14 protein-coding genes are annotated in these 14,835 nt (G+C 69.4%); 10 read left to right on the forward strand and 4 right to left on the reverse strand.

What is annotated here, in order from left to right; translation table 11 throughout:
* Positions 1–209 precede the first annotated feature (209 nt).
* On the reverse strand, positions 210–641 hold the full coding sequence (locus JUB13_RS04120) for a GFA family protein (protein WP_207477456.1): 432 nt from the start codon (positions 639–641) through the stop codon (positions 210–212).
* Between the two features lie 359 nt (positions 642–1,000).
* On the opposite strand from JUB13_RS04120, the gene JUB13_RS04125 reads away from it, so the two are divergent.
* Positions 1,001–2,518 carry a M23 family metallopeptidase gene (locus JUB13_RS04125; protein WP_236024737.1) on the forward strand — a complete coding sequence of 506 codons (1,518 nt, stop codon included), beginning with the start codon at positions 1,001–1,003 and terminating at the stop codon, positions 2,516–2,518.
* Positions 2,519–2,624: 106 nt separating this feature from the next.
* Here JUB13_RS04125 and clpB read toward each other — a convergent pair whose 3' ends face one another.
* Positions 2,625–5,276, reverse strand: a complete 2,652-nt coding sequence (gene clpB, locus JUB13_RS04130; protein ID WP_207477457.1) for an ATP-dependent chaperone ClpB — start codon at positions 5,274–5,276, stop codon at positions 2,625–2,627.
* 300 nt (positions 5,277–5,576) lie between these two features.
* Between clpB and pqqA the strand changes: the two genes are divergently transcribed.
* The 9 genes from pqqA to JUB13_RS04175 all read left to right on the forward strand — a co-directional run bounded on the left by pqqA (position 5,577) and on the right by JUB13_RS04175 (position 13,869).
* Entirely contained in the window at positions 5,577–5,657 is an 81-nt protein-coding gene (pqqA, locus tag JUB13_RS32185) for a pyrroloquinoline quinone precursor peptide PqqA (protein WP_207478083.1), read from the forward strand.
* Positions 5,658–5,855: 198 nt separating this feature from the next.
* A complete protein-coding gene (locus JUB13_RS04140) occupies positions 5,856–7,130 on the forward strand; it encodes a PQQ-dependent sugar dehydrogenase (RefSeq protein ID WP_207477458.1) in 1,275 nt (424 codons plus the stop codon).
* A 99-nt stretch (positions 7,131–7,229) separates the two neighbouring features.
* Positions 7,230–7,562, forward strand: coding sequence for a c-type cytochrome (locus JUB13_RS04145; protein ID WP_207477459.1), 333 nt, complete (start codon positions 7,230–7,232; stop codon positions 7,560–7,562).
* 387 nt (positions 7,563–7,949) lie between these two features.
* Positions 7,950–8,648, forward strand: a complete 699-nt coding sequence (locus JUB13_RS04150) for a YgjV family protein (RefSeq protein WP_207477460.1) — start codon at positions 7,950–7,952, stop codon at positions 8,646–8,648.
* Positions 8,649–8,761: 113 nt separating this feature from the next.
* Positions 8,762–10,153, forward strand: coding sequence for a serine hydrolase domain-containing protein (locus JUB13_RS04155; RefSeq protein ID WP_207477461.1), 1,392 nt, complete (start codon positions 8,762–8,764; stop codon positions 10,151–10,153).
* Positions 10,154–10,479: 326 nt separating this feature from the next.
* A complete protein-coding gene (locus JUB13_RS04160) occupies positions 10,480–11,526 on the forward strand; it encodes a cytochrome-c peroxidase (RefSeq protein WP_207477462.1) in 1,047 nt (348 codons plus the stop codon).
* 189 nt (positions 11,527–11,715) lie between these two features.
* Positions 11,716–12,789 carry a DUF808 domain-containing protein gene (locus tag JUB13_RS04165; protein ID WP_207477463.1) on the forward strand — a complete coding sequence of 358 codons (1,074 nt, stop codon included), beginning with the start codon at positions 11,716–11,718 and terminating at the stop codon, positions 12,787–12,789.
* A gap of 258 nt (positions 12,790–13,047) precedes the next feature.
* Complete coding sequence (locus JUB13_RS04170) at positions 13,048–13,386, forward strand: hypothetical protein (protein WP_207477464.1); 339 nt, start codon at positions 13,048–13,050, stop codon at positions 13,384–13,386.
* 51 nt (positions 13,387–13,437) lie between these two features.
* Positions 13,438–13,869 carry a periplasmic heavy metal sensor gene (locus JUB13_RS04175; protein WP_268914339.1) on the forward strand — a complete coding sequence of 144 codons (432 nt, stop codon included), beginning with the start codon at positions 13,438–13,440 and terminating at the stop codon, positions 13,867–13,869.
* A 9-nt stretch (positions 13,870–13,878) separates the two neighbouring features.
* On the opposite strand, the gene JUB13_RS04180 is transcribed toward JUB13_RS04175, so the two are convergent.
* Positions 13,879–14,334: an arsenate reductase ArsC gene (locus JUB13_RS04180; RefSeq protein WP_207477466.1), complete on the reverse strand. Its 456-nt coding sequence runs from the start codon at positions 14,332–14,334 to the stop codon at positions 13,879–13,881.
* Between the two features lie 17 nt (positions 14,335–14,351).
* Positions 14,352–14,834, reverse strand: a complete 483-nt coding sequence (locus JUB13_RS04185; RefSeq protein ID WP_207477467.1) for a UPF0262 family protein — start codon at positions 14,832–14,834, stop codon at positions 14,352–14,354.
* Between the last annotated feature and the right edge of the window lies 1 nt (position 14,835).

Consider the following 14,835-nt stretch of genomic DNA (forward strand, 5'->3'; position numbering starts at 1 on the left):
GGCCGGCGCGGCCCCGGACAGCGCGTCCGAAACCCGGCTTCCCGGCCGGTCCGTCGCGCCGCGGCCAGGGCCGCCATCGCGTCGGGAGCCGGTATATAGGCCGGGCCGGATCGGCTGGCAAGCGGTTTCTTTCACTCCCGTGACAGCGCGGTGCAGGCGCGATCCGGGACATGCCGTTCCCGCCATGCCCCCGCAGGCCCATGGCCGGCCTAGGCGGGCGGCTCCTCGGAATGGGTCTCCGCCCCGGCAGGGATCACGACGCCCGGCAGCTTCCGGGACGTCCATATATGGATGGCTCCCGACAGGTCGAGCGGCGCATCGAGCGAGCCGCCCTTGACGCTGACCACGGCGTCGCGGTGCCGGTCGCCGTGCCACAGCCTCGACCCGCAGCTCGGGCAGAAGGCGCAGTCCAGCGTAACGCCGACGGTCGCCGCACGGGTCCAGATCCCCGGCGTGCCGGACAGGAGCACGAGATCGGCGGAACGCACCATGACCGAGATGCCGAAAGCGGATGCCGACTGCTTGCGGCATTCGCGACAGTGGCAGACGTAGATGCCGACGGGCCGTCCGCGGATCTCGTAGCGGACCCGGCCGCACTGGCAGCCCCCCTCCAGCACGCCGCCCGAAGACAGATCGGACATGGTCTTCCCCATGGTCTCTTCCTTTGAAAACACTGCCCGCAGGCGCGAATCCCCGGCCGGCCCGCCCCCGAGTCATAGCCCATTCGGCGGAGCTTCGTGTCAGTGCCATCCTCTCCCTGAAGGACGTTTCGCCGCAGAAAGCTGGACTAGACCAGCGACTTGGCACAGGATCCTCACACGGAGCGGCAAGCTGCGGCGAGGATCTGGCGGGTCAAGGAAAAACTCCGCGATTCGTCATACATTCTCGTTGACAGTGATAAATCTGAACCTCATCGTCGCTCCACCAGTCCACACCAAGCCCTTCCCCCCAGAAAACGAAGGAACGGGACAGTGCGCGACACCATCAGGGAGGCCCGGCCTTGCGTCGTTGGGTAGTCATCCTGCCCGCCGCCGCGGCCGTCACCGCAGGACTCATGGGCGTCTCCGCCCATCTGAGCTTCGAAGCGGGATCCGACGCCGAGGCGCCCGCCATCGCACAGGACGCGGCGCCCCCGCTCGCCCCCTCGACGTCCGGTCTTCCGGCGACGGTCCAAGACCAGCCCGCGGCCGCGGAGGAGCTGCCTGCAGTCGCGGCGGACGCACCGGCACCGGCCGCCGATGGCCCCGAGAGCGATGTCATCGCCGACCCGGCCGGAACCGCGCTCGCCGACATCGAAGCGACGGAGTCGCCGGCGGAGGACGAGGCCAGCCTGCGCCACATGGTGGTCGAGGTCGGTCGCGGCGACACGCTGCTGGGCGTCCTCGTGAACGCAGCGGTGCCGCGCGACGAGGCAATCCAGGCGATCGACGCCCTGCGCCGCGTCTTCAACCCGCGCCTGCTGCAGGCCGGACAGGAGATCGCGGTGATGTTCGACCGCGCCGGCGGCCAGGACCGCTTCATGGGCCTGACCATCACCCCCAACGTCCAGCGCTCGGTCACGGTCCAGCGCAGCCCCGACGACTCTTACGAGGCGAAGGCCGTCGACCGGCCCCTCGAGACGAAGCTCGTCGCGGCATCGGCCCGCATCTCGTCCAGCCTGTTCGAGGCGGGCGTCTCGGCGGGGGTTCCGATCGCCGTCCTGAGCGAGGTGATCAAGCTCTTCTCCTATGACGTCGACTTCCAGCGCGACATCCAGCGCGACGACGAGTTCCGCGTGCTCTACCAGCGGCAGTTCACGGACCAGGGGGACGCCGCCGGCGAGGGCGACATCCTTGTCGCCGAGCTGACGATGTCGGGAAAGCCGACGACCTTCTACCGGTACAAGACCCGCGACGGAGTGATCGACTACTTCAACAGCCAGGGCGAGAGCATCCGCAAGGCCCTTCTGCGCACGCCGGTAGACGGCGCCCGGCTGACCTCCGGCTTCGGCCTGCGCCGCCACCCGATCCTCGGCTACAGCAAGCTGCATGCGGGCATCGACTTCGGCGCGCCTCCCGGCACCCCGATCTACGCCGCCGGCGCGGGGACCGTGGACGAGGCGGGAGCCAAGGGGGCCTACGGCAACTACGTGCGGATCCGCCACAACAAGGAAATCTCGACCGCCTACGCCCATATGAGCCGGTTCGCGCCGGGGGTGAAGCGCGGCGGGCGCGTCCGCCAGGGCGACGTGATCGGGTATGTCGGGTCCACCGGCCGGTCCACCGGGCCGCACCTGCACTACGAGGTCCTGCGGAACGAGCGGCAGGTGAACCCCATGAGCATCGACCTGCCCACCGGCCAGATGCTCGAGGGCAAGGAGCTCGCGGCGTTCCGCACGATGATCGCGGAGCTCGAGCGGCAGTATGCCGAGATCCGCAGCAGCGAGCCGCAGATCGCGGAGACGGTCGGCCTCAAGGGCGTGGCCGCCAAGGACCAGCCCTCCGCGGCGCAGAAGGCGTGTACCGACGCCCCCTGCTGAGAGGACCGCCTCCGGAACGACCCGCCTTCGAAACAAAAAGGCCCCCGCCGCGAGGCGGGGGCCTTTCGCATTCCGGGCGGCCCGGCGTCCGGGTGCGCCCCGGCCCTCAGTGCACGGTGCCGGCCGACCCGCTCCAGCCCTGCGCGGGAGCGGGGCTGACCGGGCGCGTCCCCAGGGTGACCGGCTGGCCGTTGATCGTCAGGGTCCCGGCCTCCGCCCCGATATGGAGCGTGTCACCGTCCTTGACCCGGCCTTCCAGGATCATGGTCGCCAGCGGGTTCTGCAGCGAGCGCTGGATCACCCGCTTCAGCGGCCGCGCGCCGTAGACCGGGTCGTAGCCGGCCTCCGCGAGCAACTGGCGCGCGTCCTCGTCGAGTTCGAGCCGGATGTCGCGCTCCGCCAGCATCCCGCGCAGGCGCCCGAGCTGGATCTCGACGATGCCCGTCATGTGCCCGCGGCTGAGGCGCCGGAACAGCAGGATCTCGTCGAGCCGGTTCAGGAACTCCGGCCTGAAGGCGCCCCGCACGACCTCCATCACGTCGCCGCGCACGGCCTCCACGTCCTCGCCCTCGGCCTGGGCCGCGAGCACCTCGGAGCCGAGGTTCGAGGTCATGATGATGACCGTGTTGCGGAAGTCGACCGTACGCCCCTGCCCGTCCGTCAGGCGCCCGTCATCGAGCACCTGCAGCAGCACGTTGAAGACGTCGGGATGGGCCTTCTCGATCTCGTCGAACAGGATGACCTGGTACGGCCGCCGGCGGACCGCCTCGGTCAGCGCCCCGCCCTCCTCGTAGCCGACATAGCCCGGAGGCGCGCCGATCATGCGGGCCACCGAGTGCTTCTCCATGTATTCCGACATGTCGAGGCGCACCATGGCCGTCTCGTCGTCGAACAGGAACTCGGCCAGCGCCTTGGTCAGCTCGGTCTTGCCGACGCCCGTGGGTCCCAGGAACAGGAACGAGCCGATCGGCCGGTTCGGGTCCTGCAGCCCGGCACGCGCACGCCGGACCGCATTGGCGACGGCCACCACCGCGTCGTCCTGCCCGACCACCCGCAGGCGCAGGCGCTCCTCCATCGCCAGCAGCTTCTCGCGCTCGCCCGTCATCATCTTGTCGACGGGGATGCCGGTCCAGCGGCTGACGACGCCCGCGATGTCCTCCTCGCGGACCTCCTCCTGCAGCATGCGGCTGGCGGCGCTCGCCTCGGCCGCCTGGATCTTGCGCTCGAGCTCGGGCACGATTCCGTAGGCAAGCTCGGCCACCCGGTTCCAGTCGCCGCGGCGCTGGGCCTCCTCCTGCTCGTGGCGGGCGCGGTCGAGCTGCTCCTTGAGCTTCTGGGCCCCCTGGAGCTGGTCCTTCTCGGCCTGCCACTTCGCCGTCAGCTCGGCCGAGCGGGCCTCCAGGTCCGCGAGCTCGTCCTCGAGCCTGCCGAGCCGATCGCGCGAGCCCTGGTCCGTCTCCTTCTTCAGCGCCTCCCGCTCGATCTTGAGCTGGATGATGCGCCGGTCGAGCTCGTCGATCGCCTCGGGCTTGCTGTCGACCTCCATGCGCAGCCGCGAGGCGGCCTCATCCACGAGGTCAATCGCCTTGTCCGGCAGGAACCGGTCCGTGATGTAGCGGTTCGAGAGCGTCGCCGCCGCCACGATCGCGGCATCGGTGATGCGCACGCCGTGATGGACCTCGTAGCGCTCCTTCAGGCCGCGCAGGATCGAGATCGTATCCTCCACCGAGGGCTCGTTCACGAAGACGGACTGGAAGCGCCGGGCGAGCGCCGCGTCCTTCTCGATGTACTTGCGGTACTCGTCCAGCGTCGTCGCGCCGATGCAGTGCAGCTCGCCGCGGGCCAGCGCCGGCTTCAGCATGTTGGACGCGTCCATGGCGCCCTCCGCCTTGCCCGCGCCGACCAGGGTGTGGATCTCGTCGATGAAGAGGACGATCTCGCCCTCGGCTGCCGTGATCTCCTGCAGGACGGCCTTCAGCCGCTCCTCGAACTCGCCGCGGAACTTGGCGCCGGCCACCAGCGCGCCCAGATCGAGCGCGAGCAGGCGCTTGTCCTTCAGCCCCTCGGGCACGTCGCCCTTCACGATGCGCTGGGCCAGCCCCTCGACGATAGCGGTCTTGCCGACGCCGGGCTCGCCGATCAGGACGGGGTTGTTCTTGGTCCGCCGCGCCAGCACCTGAATGCAGCGCCGGACCTCCTCGTCGCGGCCGATGACGGGATCGAGCTTGTTCTCGCGCGCGGCCTCGGTCAGGTCCCGGGCATACTTCTTCAGCGCGTCGTAGCCCTGCTCGGCCGAGGCGGTGTCCGCGGTGCGGCCCTTGCGGACCTCGTTGACGGCCTGGTTCAGCGCCTGCGGCGTGATCCCGCCGGACTTCAGCGCCTTCGAAGCAGGGGACCCCTCGGCCATGGCCAGGGCGAGCAGCATACGCTCGGCCGTCACGAAGCTGTCGCCGGCCTTCTCCGCGAGCTTCTCGGCACTCTCGAAGACGCGCGCCAGCTCGGGCGTCAGGTATACCTGCCCGGCGCCGCTGCCTTCGACCTTGGGCATCCGGTCGATCTCGGCGTCCACCGCCGCCAGGGCACGGGCAGGATCGCCACCGGCCGCACGGATCAGGTTGGCCGCCAGCCCTTCCTTGTCGTCGAGCAGCGTCTTCAGGAGGTGCTCGGGCGTCAGCCGCTGATGGCCACGACGCAGCGCAAGCGTCTGGGCAGCCTGGACGAACCCGCGCGAGCGCTCGGTGTACTTCTCGAAATCCATGTTCTCTCCCCTCTCGTGCGGGCGCCCTGTCAGGCACGCCCGGCTCCGACCCACGTCTGTGCAGTCCTGGAGGACTGACCCGGATGTGGTCGCAGCTCCCCCTTCGCGCAAGGGGACCGCCGGGAAGAACCCACATTTATCCTGTGGTCTTTCGGCCGCGCCGAATTCGTCAGCGACACGGATTGCTTAGTACAAGAGTCTATTTCTCGCGCCGAGGCTGCTTGATGTACGGTTTTCAGGGCGCCCGGAGGCTCGGGACCGCCCCCGCACCAGAACCGTACCGCAACCAGGGAGGACGAGATGACCAAGTGGAAGTCCCCGAAGGTCGTCGAGATCGCGTGCGGCATGGAGATCAACTGCTACGCGAGCGCGCGGGTCTAGCCGCCCTTTGCAACCGTCCGCACCGCCGGGTCGCGCGGACGGAGCCGCGAGGGGTGAATCCGCGGAAACCGCCGCACGGGACGTGCGCCGCGGACCGGGGAGACGTGCGTCCATGAGGGCCGGACATTCGGACCGGTTCTGCCTGCATCAAGAATCGGGGGCCGCCGGACGGCCGCCCGGAATCGAGGGAGGATCCAGATGCTTCGGACACTGCTGGCCGCGTCCACCGCCCTGGCGATCGCGGCGGGCCTCGTCGCGACGGCCCAGGCCCAGACGGCGGCCCCCGCCGACAACATCGAGAAGCTCCGCCAGTTCAAGGGAACGGGCGCCCCGCTCGAGATCAAGCAGATCCCGCAGGAGGGCCGGAAGGCCGACCAGCTCCGCAAGAACCTGGAGAAGGTGAAGCTGCCGCCTGGCTTCAGGATCGAACTCTATGCCGTGGTCCCCGACGCCCGGCACATGGCGGTCGGCACCAATGCCGGCGTCGTCTTCGTCGGCACGAGGAAATCCGACGTGTGGGCGGTGACGGACCGCGACCGGGATCGCGTCGGCGACGAGGTCAAGCGCTTCGCACCCTCGATCAATCTGAAGGTGCCAAACGGCACCTGCTTCAGCCCCGACGGCTTCCTCTATGTCGTCGAGCACAACCGCATCATGGTCTATCCCGCGGCCGAATTCTTCTACGAGAGTCCCGACGTGGCGGTCGACGTGGTCGTGCCGCAGGGCGAGCTGATCCCGCCCGAGGAGGAGTCCTTCAACCACGGCGCGCGCACCTGCGTGATCGGCCCCGACAACAAGCTCTACGTCACGCTCGGCCAGCCCTTCAACGTGCCGGCACCGGAGAAGCTGTCGGTCTACGACAAGTGGGGAATCGGCGGCATCATCCGTATGGACCGCGACGGCAAGAACCGCGAGGTGCTCGCGCGCGGCGTCCGCAACTCCGTCGGCATGGACGTCAACCCGGCCAACGGACAGCTCTGGTTCACCGACAACCAGGTCGACGGCATGGGCGACGACAAGCCGGCGGGCGAGCTCAACCGCCTGACACAGGTCGGGCAGAACTTCGGCTTCCCCTGGTACGGCGGCGGCAGGACGCAAACCGCGGAATACCAGGGCAAGGAGCCGCCCCAAGGGGTCGTCTTCCCCGAGGTCGAGATGGACGCCCATGCGGCCGATCTCGGCATGACCTTCTACCGGGGAGAAGCCTTCCCCGCCAAGTACCGGAACGGGATCTTCAGCGCCCAGCACGGCTCCTGGAACAGGACCAAGCCGATCGGCGCGCGGGTGATGTTCACGCCGGTGAAGGAGGACGGGAGCGCCGGTCAGACCGAGATCTTCGCCGATGGCTGGCTGCAGCCGACCGGCGAGTATCTGGGCCGGCCCGTCGACGTGAAGATGATGCAGGACGGCTCGCTGCTGGTCTCGGACGATTTCGCGGGCGCCATCTACCGCATCTCCTACAGCGCCCAGTAGCGGCGCGCCGCCTCCGCCTTGGCGGCACCCGGCCTGCTCCGGGTGCCGCATTCTTTTCCCTTCCTTCCGCCCTGCCCCTTCGCTGCCGATGCGGTCGAGATGAACGGTTTCCGGACGATCCTCCTGGGCTCTGCCCTCGCGGCCCTTTGCCACGCCGCGCCTGTCCATGCGGCGGAGGTGGCCGCCGGGAAGGCCAAGGCCGCCATGTGCGCCGTCTGCCACGGGATGGATGGCATGGCCAAGCAGCCCGATGCCGCCAATATCGGCGGCGAGAGCCCGGCCTATCTGGAGCGCCAGCTTCGCGCGTTCCGCTCGGGCGAACGCAAGCACGAGCAGATGTCGGTGATCGCCCAGGGCCTCTCGGACGAGGATATCGCGAATCTTGCGGCCTATTACGCCGCCATCAAGATCGAGGTGGTCGAGGTCCCCTGACCTGGCAGCACCGCGGCAGCGACGTCACCCAGCGAATTTCCCGGACCGGCGCAAGACTTCTTGCGTTTCAAAGTTAACAAATCTCACCGAATCCGAAACACGCCGGCAACCGGCCAGCGGTATCCTTCACGCGTGGCTGCCGTACTTTTGGCGCCACCCTGCAGAGGGCACAACTTTATTTTTGCATATCTCGATCCGCCCCGTGCAGAGCAAGTAACACGATGCATGGGGAGATGATATGCCAGAGGATCCAATTATCTCCCGGCGCGACACGCCATTTCGCGCCGGCCGCGCAAGGCCCGTTGCGTGCCTTCCATCGGGCGCCCGAAGGCACGACAACCTCCGGGAGACCCCACCACGCGAAGCCGCCGGCCGATTGTCCAGCATATGCAGGTGCAGGCGGTCGACATGCTGACGGGGACGCTCGATGACATCCTGGCCCTGCTTCTCGCATTCGTCGGCATGGCCAGCCTGGCCCTGTGGCCTCTCCTGCATGGGCGCGCGGCCATGCTGCTCCTGCAACTCGCGGGGATCGCGAGCCTTGCGCTTCATTACACGCTGACCGGAGCCGCCACGGCCGCCGCCGTCAATACGCTGGGCGCAGCCCAGATCAGCGCCTCGCTCCTTTTCGGGGCGCGTTCGAACCTGCGATGGATCCCCTATGCGCTGGCGCCGCTCGTGGTCACCGCCGCCGCCCTGACCTGGAACGGGCTCCCGTCGCTGCTGGCGGTTGCCGGCACCGCCTTCATCGTCATCGGCCGGGTTCTGGAGAGCCCCGAGCGAACGCGCCTCCTCGTGGTCGCCGGCGCGCCGTTCTGGCTTGCTCACGATCTCCTGATCTGGTCCCCGGTCGTCCTGGCGGACGCAGCCACCCTGGTCGCCGGGACGGTCGCGGTGATCCGGCAGCAACGCAGGACCCGACCCGCTTCGTGTCTTCACCAGGACCAGGCCGTCCGGGGAGAGACGCCCGGGCGGCGCCCCCGCGCGGCCCGGGCAGAAACCTGGCCGTCGGCATCCGTGGAGGCACAGCCCCCTGCCAAGGAAGCGCCGCGCCGGATAGGCGTCTCCCTGTCTAGGGCATCGTAGGTGGAGAACCCGCACGCCGGCCCCGCGCCTCATCTCCATCCCGCCACGCCCTGCTGCGTGCTCCGTTGCGTGCCCTAGGGCTACCCCGTTCTGGAAACCGAGGGATGAAAGCCATGCAAGACAGCATCACGAGACAGCTGAGCGCGCGGATCGGCGGTGCCACGCTCCTGGGCCTTCTCGCCGCGTCGGCACCCGGCATCGCCTGGGCGGGCAGCCTGCCGGTCACCGACCCGGCCAGGGTCGGGATGTCGGCCGAGAGGCTGGGGAAGATCGAGCAGGTCTTCCGCTCCGAGGTCGACGCGGGCAGGCTGGCAGGCGTGGTGATGCTCGTCGCGCGCAACGGCATGCTCGCCTATTCCAGCACGATCGGGTTCCAGGACAAGCAGGCAGGCAAGCCGATGACGGAGGACGCCATCTTCCGCATCTACTCCATGACCAAGCCCCTGGCCTCGGTCGGCGCCATGCTGCTCATGGAGGATGGCCGGCTCCAGCTCACCGACCCCGTCTCCAGGTATCTCCCGGAATTCGCGAGCACTCCGGTCAGCGTCGGGCGGACCGACCCGTACGGAAAGATCACCTACACGACGGTGGCGGCGGAGCGCCAGGCGACGGTGCAGGACCTGCTGCGCCACACCGCGGGGCTGACCTATGGCGAGACCACCGAGAACACGGCCGTGAAGGAGGGCTACGCCAAGGCCGGGGTCTACCAGGCCGACGGGACGGAATACGAGTTGCGGGACGTGACGCCCGAGGACCAGGTCAGGGCGCTCGCCCAGGCGCCGCTCGTCCATCAGCCTGGCACCCGGTGGGAATACAGCCTGGCCACGGACGTCCTGGGCCGCGTCGTCGAGAAGGTGTCGGGGATGCGCCTCGGCGAGTTCCTGCGCCAGCGGCTGTTCGAACCCCTCAGGATGAACGACACGGGGTTCTCCGTGCCGCAGCAGGCCCTGGCCCGGCTGGCGGAACCCCTGCCGACCGGCCCTGCGGCCGGCTCCGCGACCGGGTCCGCGAGCGGCGCGCGGAACGCGATGCTCGACGTCTCGACCCCGCCGCGGAACGACTCCGGCGGTGCGGGCGGCGTCTCGACGGCCGGGGATTATCTCCGCTTCCTGCAGATGCTCGCCAATGGCGGCGAGCTCGACGGCGTCAGGGTCCTCAGCCCGACTACGGTGCGGCTAATGACCTCGGACCATCTCGGGACCCGCATCACGCCGGTGGTCAGCCCGGGCGAGCTGCTGCTCGGAACGCCGGGCTACACCTTCGGCCTGGGCTTCGCGGTGCGCGAGGGCGATGGCATCGCCGGCGTGCCGGGATCGAAGGGCGAGTTCCTGTGGGCGGGCTACGGCGGGACCTATTTCTGGGTCGACCCGCAGGAGCGGATCGCCGCCGTGATGATGAGCCAGTCGATGGGACCGGGCCGGACCTATCACCGCAAGCTGTTCAAGCAGATGGTCTATCAGGCGATCACGGACGGCCCCCAGGCGGGGCAGGTCGCGGGCCGGTGATCGCCTTTCAGTGATGACCCTCCAGTGATCGCCCGTGGGGGATCCCTGCGGTGAGCCCGGCCAAGGCGCGCCGCGCATCCCGTCGGGCGGGCCCGCGGGCGAGAGATGACGCTGCGTGGGATTGTCGCAGCGCGGACCCTGGCGATCGGCAGCGCCAGCGGCGGGGTGCTCCCATTCACCTACGCCGGGCCGCGAGGACCGCGCCCGGAGAGCGCCGAAGCCGCGACCGAGCCATTGATCGGTACCCCAAAGCATTGATCCGCATCAATGTGCATTGCGATGGAGTGGACCGACCCTCCAGCCATCAAGGCTAGGAGGCACCAACGATGAAATTTCTTCTGACGGTCACGTCCCTGCTGGCGGTCGCGCTGGCGGCGGGGCAGGCGTCGGCCGCGGACCCGCTGCTCGAACGCGCGAGGGAGGTCTTCAAGCCGATTCCGTCGGTCCTTCCGGCGGTCAAGGACAATGCGGTCACCCGCGACAAGATCGAGCTCGGCAAGCAGCTGTTCTTCGACCCGCGCCTCTCGGCCAGCGGGCTGCTGAGCTGCAACACCTGCCACAACCTCGGCATGGGCGGCGGCGACAACCTAGAGACGTCGATCGGGCACGGCTGGGCCAAGGGCCCGCGCAACGCGCCGACCGTCCTGAATGCCGTCCTCAACCAGGCGCAGTTCTGGGACGGCCGCGCCGAGGATCTCAAGGCTCAGGCCAAGGGCCCGATCCAGGCCGGCGTCGAGATGAACAGCAAGCCGGAGCGCGTGGTCACGATCCTGAACTCGATCCCCGCCTACGTCCGGACCTTCGAGGGCGCGTTTCCGGGCGAGAAGAAGCCCGTGAGCTTCGACAACGTCGCCAGGGCCATCGAGGCCTTCGAGGCGACGCTGATCACGCCGGGCGCGCGGTTCGACCAGTATCTCGAAGGCAAGACCGACGCGCTGACGGCGGCCGAGAAGAGCGGCCTGGCGCTGTTCATGGACAAGGGCTGCTCCGCCTGCCACAACGGCATCAACATCGGCGGCAACGGCTACTATCCCTTCGGCGTCATCGAGAAGCCCGGCGCCGACATCCTGCCTGCGGACGACAAGGGTCGCTTCGCGGTCACCAACACGGCCGACGACAACTACGTCTTCCGGGCCCCGCCGCTCCGGAACGTCGCGCTGACCTATCCCTACTTCCACTCGGGCAAGGTCTGGGACCTCCGCCAGGCGGTCGCGATCATGGGCCAGAGCCAACTCGGCGAGAAGCTCAGCGACGCCGACGTCACCTCCATCGTGGCCTTCCTCGGCACCCTGACCGGCGAGCAGCCGCGGATCGAGTATCCGATCCTCCCGCCCAGCACCGCGAAGACCCCGACGCCCGTCGGCATGAACTGACGGCCCCAGGCGCGCCCCTCTCCACGCGGGGAGGGGCGCCTTTCCGCAAATGGCGTCTTTCCTCCTTCCCGGAGTTCCAGAGCCCGGCCGAACATCGCGGCCGGTGACCGAGTCCCGCTCCCGCGTGTTGAACCTCGCGCCGGCCCTCGGGCGCGGCCTGCCGGAACTGGTTCGACGGGAGCCCCCGCCTTGAGCACAGGACTGATCGCGCTGCTCGACGACGTCGCCGCCCTGGCGAAGGTCGCCGCTGCCTCCCTCGACGATGCCGCCGGCCAGGCCGCGCGGGCGGGCGCCAAGGCCGCGGGGGTCGTCGTGGACGATGCCGCCGTGACGCCGCGCTACGTGGTGGGCTTCACGGCCGAGCGGGAGCTGCCGATCATCGGCCGGATCGCCCTTGGCTCGCTGAAGAACAAGCTGCTGTACCTCCTGCCCGCGGCCCTGCTGCTCAGCCTGGTCGCGCCCTGGGCGATCACCCCGCTGCTGATGCTGGGCGGCGCTTTCCTGTGCTACGAGGGCGCAGAAAAGGTCATCGAGGCCGTTTGGCCCCATGCCGCGCATCATGGCCATGGCGGCGAGCCTCCCGGCCCTGCGGGCACCCCACACCAGTTCGAGGAGCAGAAGGTCCGCAGCGCGATCAAGACGGACCTGATCCTTTCCGCGGAGATCATGGCCATAACCCTGTCCACCGTCGCCGCGGAGACCTCGTCGTTCTGGACGCAGGTGCTCGTGCTCGCACTGGTCGGCGCGGGGATCACCGTGCTCGTCTACGGGGCCGTCGCGCTGATCGTGAAGGCGGACGATGCCGGCGTTGCGCTGGCGCAGAACGGCGCCCCCGCCTCGACTCTGCTCGGGCTCCGCGGGCGGGCGACGACGGCGCGCGGTGGAGCCGACCGGGCGTTGGCTCCCCTGACCAGGGCGCTCGGCCGCGGCCTCGTCATCGGCATGCCGATCTTCCTCAGGCTGCTCGCCCTGGTCGGGACCGCCGCGATGCTCTGGGTCGGCGGCGGAATCATCGTCCACGGGCTCGAGGAGTACGGCCTTCCGGGCATCGGACATGCGATCCACGACGCCGCCGCAGCCGCCGCCCACGCGGTGCCGGTGGCAGGAGCAGCGATCGAATGGCTCGCCACCGCGGCCGCATCGGGCTTGGTCGGCCTCGTCCTCGGTGTCCTGATCGTCGTCCTGATCCACCAGGTGGCGCAGCCCGTCCTGGCACGCCTGCGCGGCCCCGCGGGCCGGGCGGCAGGCACGCCACACACCTGAAAGCGGCGGATCGGGCGCCTGCGAAAGAAATTTTTCCAACCTGCGTCGGGTATCGCCCTTCCGCGCGTGTAAGCAGCGGAAGGACGCTCGATCTTCACGCTTGATCAGACTTCGCATGATCGACTGGGCAATGCTGGTGCTGACCGGCACGAACCCTGCGCTCGCCACACCCTGGCATCACCACAGGCGTGGCCACTTCCCCTATTTCGGCGCGTCGGCGACGTCTTCGCGGCGCTGGCGGTCGCCCCGCCGCCCACGGTGGTCGTGGTCCCGGGCGCCCCGGCAGCGGCAGCGCCCGTCCAGGCCGTCCCCGCCTCGGAAGCCTATCGCCGGCCAGACGGGCAGACCTGCCGTGAGTATCAGACGGCGGTCCAGGTCGGAGGTCGGCTGCAGGCCGCCTACGGCACGACATGCCTGGCACCCGACGGAAGCTGGCGCGTCGCCGGCCGCTGGATCGCCGCCGGAATCATGACCGGCGCGGTCGCGGCCGGTGTCTCCTTCGGCCTCGCCGTGATGCCGGCGTCCTACGGCGTGCCCGGCTACGGCATTCTGCACGTCGCCTATGCCCCCTCGCCTCTCCTGGCCATGGTGGAGTGAAGCCTTGCCGGTCCCGAGACGAGACACTGGCCGCTGATCGCGTCCCTGGCCCTGAACCTGTTCCTTGCGGGAGCGCTGGTGCCGGCCCTTTTGTTCCGCCCGCCGCCCCCGGTCCCGGGCGGGCGCCACGGCTTCCCCAACCCCGACGTCGTGCGCCATCTGACGGCTGGGCTCTCGGAAGAGGACGCCCGCATCCTGCGCGAGGCCCTGAGCCCCGGCCCCGAGGCCGAGGAGTTCCGCTCGCGCCTGCGCGAGGAGCGGGCCCGGCTGGATGCCATCGTCGGGACCGAGCCGTTCGATGCGGCCGCGTTCCGGGCGGTGCTGGACGACGGCACGGAACGCCGAAGCCGTGCCGAGCTGCGCCAGCACGCCGTGCTGGCGGAGGCGCTGGCCCGGATCTCGCCGGCGGGAAGGCAGGCCGTGGCGCGGGCGCCGAAGCCGCCGCCCTTCGAGGGCCCGCCCGGCCCGGCGCCGGGACGCTGAGCGGCCTTCCTACACGTTCGGGCCGCCCTGGGTTGGAAAGGCCCTCAGGATCTGGCGCTCGATCTGGTCCCGCACCTGACGGTAGGCATCGAGCCGGGCCTCGCGGCTGCCCTCGATCAGGGTCGGATCGAAGGTGTTCCAGAAGATGACGTCGCAGGCCATGGTGCGCGTCAGCTCGACCGCCCGGTGCTGCGCTTCGGGCGAGAGCGAGACGACGAGGTCGAAGCTCGTATCCTCGAGGTCATCGAAGGTCTTGGGATGGTGGCGCCGGACGTCGATGCCGATCTCGTCCATCACGGCGACCATGAAGGGATCCAGGTCGCCCTCGCGCACCCCCACGGAATCCACGTAGATCCGATGGCCATGGTAGTGCTTCATCAGCGCCTCGGCCATGGGCGAGCGGATGGCGTTGTAGGTGCAGGCGAAGAGGACGCTGGTGACCGGAGGCAGCGTGCTGTCGGACATCCCGCCGCTCCCCGCGCTCAGGCCCGGATGTGCAGGACGCAGACGAGCGTGAACAGCCGGCGTGCCGTGTTGCGGTCGATCTCTACCTTGGCGGACAGACGCTCGCGCAGCAGCTCGGCCCCCTCGTTGTGCAGGCCGCGCCGGCCCATGTCGATGGCTTCGATCTGCGACGGCGAGGAGCGGCGGATCGCCTGGTAGTAGCTGTCGCAGATCATGAAGTAGTCGCGCACGATCGTCTTGAACGGCGAGATCGGGAGCTGGATCCGCGTCAGCTCGCGCTCCGCCGGATCGCGCACGTCGAGGACGAGGCGGTTGTCCTCGATCCCCAGATGCAGGTGGAAGGGGCCCGCATCCGGGCATTCGATGGGGCGGAAGACATTCTCCTCGAGCAGGTCGAAGATGGCCACCGCGCGTTCGTGCTCCACCTCGGGCTTGCGGCGGATCACCGTGCGCTCGTCGAGCGTGACGTGGACGATGCGGTGCCGGTCCTCCGCAGCCACG

This window comes from Arenibaculum pallidiluteum (assembly GCF_017355985.1).
GTDB lineage: Bacteria > Pseudomonadota > Alphaproteobacteria > Azospirillales > Azospirillaceae > Arenibaculum > Arenibaculum pallidiluteum.